We start from the raw sequence: 3,196 nt of genomic DNA, 5'->3' as shown, positions 1-3,196 counted from the left end.
GGTTCGCATCCCGAGACTTAACCGGATCGGGATGCGAGCACTTATGTTATATTTTCGGTCGATGCTCCAACCGGCTTACTTGTCCTCGCTGGCGCGGAGCGAGTTGTGAATCGCCGTCGCTGCCTGCGCGGCCTGACCCATTGCAACGCTGATCTGATCGAGACTTTCGACGACATCGCCAGCCGCGTACAAACCGCTAACCGAGGTCTGTTGATGGGCGTCGGTGACAACGCAGCCGCCTTCGCCAAGCTTCACGCCGATCCCGGCGACGAGTTGCGTATGCGGCGAGGAGCCAAGTGCCGGATACAGGGTATCAAACGAGAGGCGACGCCCATCTGCCAGTCGAACCGCGATCTGATCGCCTTCGATCGATATCTGGTTCACCGCTTCCTTGATGACGTCGACACCGAGCCTAATAAGCCGCGCCTCATCCGGCCAGGAGAGTTCGGGCGAGCGCTGCGCCAGCAGCGTCACCCGCGCGCCATAGGGGCGGAGGAACTCGGCCTCGGCAGCACCATGATCGTCACAGCCCAGCACAGCGATATTGGCGCCCTTCGCTTCGTAAGCGTCGCACACCGGGCAATAGCGGATCAGGCCGCGCGCCAATGCAGCATCGTGCGACGCCTGAGGCATTGAAGGCCGGTGATTTCGGACGCCGGTCGCCAAGATCACGGTACGGCCTTGCCAGCTTGTCGTTTCCGTCGCGACGGAGAACCCGTCCTCGACGATCGCCAGGCGAACCACCTTGCCCTGCTCGATCGTCGCGCCGTAAGCCTGTGCTTGCCGTTTCATCCGCGATAGCAGATCAGCACCACCAATCCCGTCTGGAAAGCCCGGCAAATTGTGTGACCGCGGAATCGAACTCGCACGCCCCGCTCCCGCGTCGATGACGACACAGTTGCGTAGAAAGCGCCCGAGATAGGTCGCGGCCGTCAGTCCGGCGGGGCCACCGCCGATGATGATGCAATCCACGTTTTCCTGCGACGTCGACGTGTCAGCTGCTGTACGCATAAAGCCATTCTCCCAAGCCGGCTCTAGCGCGCGCTCTATTCACATTTACGTGCGCACGGCGTTCGTCCCTCACACGCCGGGTGTCGCGTAGGATGATTCCTGTCCCGAATACGCCCGGCAGTCGTCATCCAAGCAAAGTCGGATGGTGTCGCTGCGGCTACGCTTCCCGTACGAACAAGCTCGAACAGATCGGCGCGTCAGTGGCCGCCATGACCGCCGCCCCCACCATGACCGAAGCCGCCGCGATGGCCAAAGCTGCCACCGTGTCCATAACCACCGCCGTGAAGTCCGAAGCCGATCCCAATCGAACCATAGAAGGGCGACCCATAGCCGGGATAGCCATAATAGGGATCGTAATAGCCCCCGCCCCCCCGATAGCGCGCATTATATGCCAAATTTTGGGCGGGCACCGCGATCATGCAAGCTTGCACATTTTGCGCGGCTGGGCCGCCGGGTCCCCCGGGACCGGGCGTGGCTGGAGGCGCGTCCGGCGCTGACAAGGGCTGCGCTACGAAAGCTCCCGGCGTATTACACGGCACTGCGAAATAGCCGATGTTACGGCTGGGCGGCCCATAGGTCGCGCACCCGCCGAGCGCCGCTGCGAGTCCGGAAAGTGCCGAAAGCTTCAGAATCTGCGGTGACATGCGAAAGCCTCCATCGCTTGGGCCTGGATCACGATAGTCGCCAAGGCTGCAAGGCGCATGCACCGCCTCAAACGCTGCTGCGGATCCAGGCGCTGGCCGGAACCACCGACTGACCAGGCGCACCAGAACCGCTCATATTATTAAATACGCAATCGGCGGTGAAATCCCTCAAGGCACGCCGCCCAATCACTCCATCACTGCGAGCAGATCGTCGACCGTCGTGGTCGCGAACGCGGTGAAGCTGTCCGCCACTGCGTAGGGGAGCAGTAGATCGCGGCCGACGACGAGCGCGCCGCAGCTGTAGACGACATTAGGAACATAGCCGTCGCGCTGTTTAGGGCTGGGAGCCAGAACCGGGCGAGGCGTCCGCGCCAAAAGCTTCGAGGGGTCGTTTTTGTCGAGCAGGCAGGCGCCGATGCAGTAGTTGCGCACCGTGCCAACCCCGTGCGTCAAGACGAGCCAGCCCTCGTCCACCTCGATCGGTGAGCCGCAATTGCCCATCTGGACAAACTCCCACGGATACCGCGGCTCGATCAGCTTGGCGCCACCGCCCCAGTGGAGGATGTCGTCCGATCTCAGTAGCCAGATGTTCTTGTTGTCCTGGCGACCGAGCATCGCGAACAGGCCATCGATCCGACGGGGAAAAAGCGCCATCCCCTTGCCCAATGAGGCATCGCCGGTAAGCGCGCGCATCTCGAACGTTCTGAAGTCGGTCGTGGTCAGCAGCTCCGATCGCGCCTCCGCGCCGCTGAACGCAGTGTATGTACCATGGTAGGCGAATGTGCCGTCGCCTTCGTCAAAGCGGACCAGCCTGAGATCCTCGATCCCCTGGCGTTGGCTAGGCAGCACGGGAAACAGCACAGTTTCCGACAAGGTCTCGCTGCCGTCATACCGAAGCCGGGCGAGGTCGTCTGTATCGGCACGCTCGATAATGGGCTGCATCGACACCGAGCTGGGATCGTCCACAACCAGCGTGCCGCCCGGCTTCCACCGCCCCGTACGGAAGGTAACTGAAGACAGATGGCCCTCGCCGATCCCGCGCAGCGAGAGGATAAACCGAACCTCGCCATCGCCAACGTCGCTTTGGTCGGGATGCAGCACGGCGCTGGGATTGAACAACGCCGCGCTCTCATAGGCGTATTCCTGACTGAAATAGGCTCCGATCAGTCGGCGTCGCGCATCGTCGCAGCGATCGGCGCCGTCGAAGTGATCGGCGACCTCGTCAAAACGCCGCCGCAGCATCGTGTCGACGTCGCGGTGGTTCTCATCCAGGGACGCGGTGACGCCCTCCAGCTGACGGGTCAGCTCCGCCTCGCCGAGCGACAGGATCAGATTGACCGTTTCCTGAGTGCGGGTCGTGCCAGCGTCGAAACCTCGCGGATAGCCGGGCTCAAACGGCCTGACCAGGGTACGCGACGGGTCGGGCCGTAGCGTCACATGAGGAAAACGGAGCTTAGCGCGCTGGATCATGTCTGGCTTTCTCGAATTGCGGTATGTGAATGGGCGGGCTTGGCCATCAAAGCGGATCCTCGTGGAATCAT

The 3,196-nt window shown here is 62.5% G+C and carries 3 protein-coding genes; all 3 read right to left on the bottom strand.

The genetic code is table 11. The annotated features are described in order from the left end of the window. Positions 1-75 precede the first annotated feature (75 nt). Complete coding sequence (locus AAIO73_RS20085) at positions 76-1,011, bottom strand: NAD(P)/FAD-dependent oxidoreductase (RefSeq protein ID WP_016510913.1); 936 nt, start codon at positions 1,009-1,011, stop codon at positions 76-78. A gap of 197 nt (positions 1,012-1,208) precedes the next feature. Further along, positions 1,209-1,430 carry a hypothetical protein gene (locus AAIO73_RS20080; protein ID WP_010408734.1) on the bottom strand — a complete coding sequence of 74 codons (222 nt, stop codon included), beginning with the start codon at positions 1,428-1,430 and terminating at the stop codon, positions 1,209-1,211. Between the two features lie 411 nt (positions 1,431-1,841). After that, positions 1,842-3,125: a glycoside hydrolase family 130 protein gene (locus tag AAIO73_RS20075; protein WP_010408731.1), complete on the bottom strand. Its 1,284-nt coding sequence runs from the start codon at positions 3,123-3,125 to the stop codon at positions 1,842-1,844. Positions 3,126-3,196 lie beyond the last annotated feature (71 nt).

It is taken from the genome of Sphingomonas epibiotica (assembly GCF_039615155.1).
GTDB lineage: Bacteria > Pseudomonadota > Alphaproteobacteria > Sphingomonadales > Sphingomonadaceae > Sphingomonas.
Note: the sequence above shows the minus strand (reverse complement) of the source record. Positions and strands in the feature narration are given on the sequence as shown.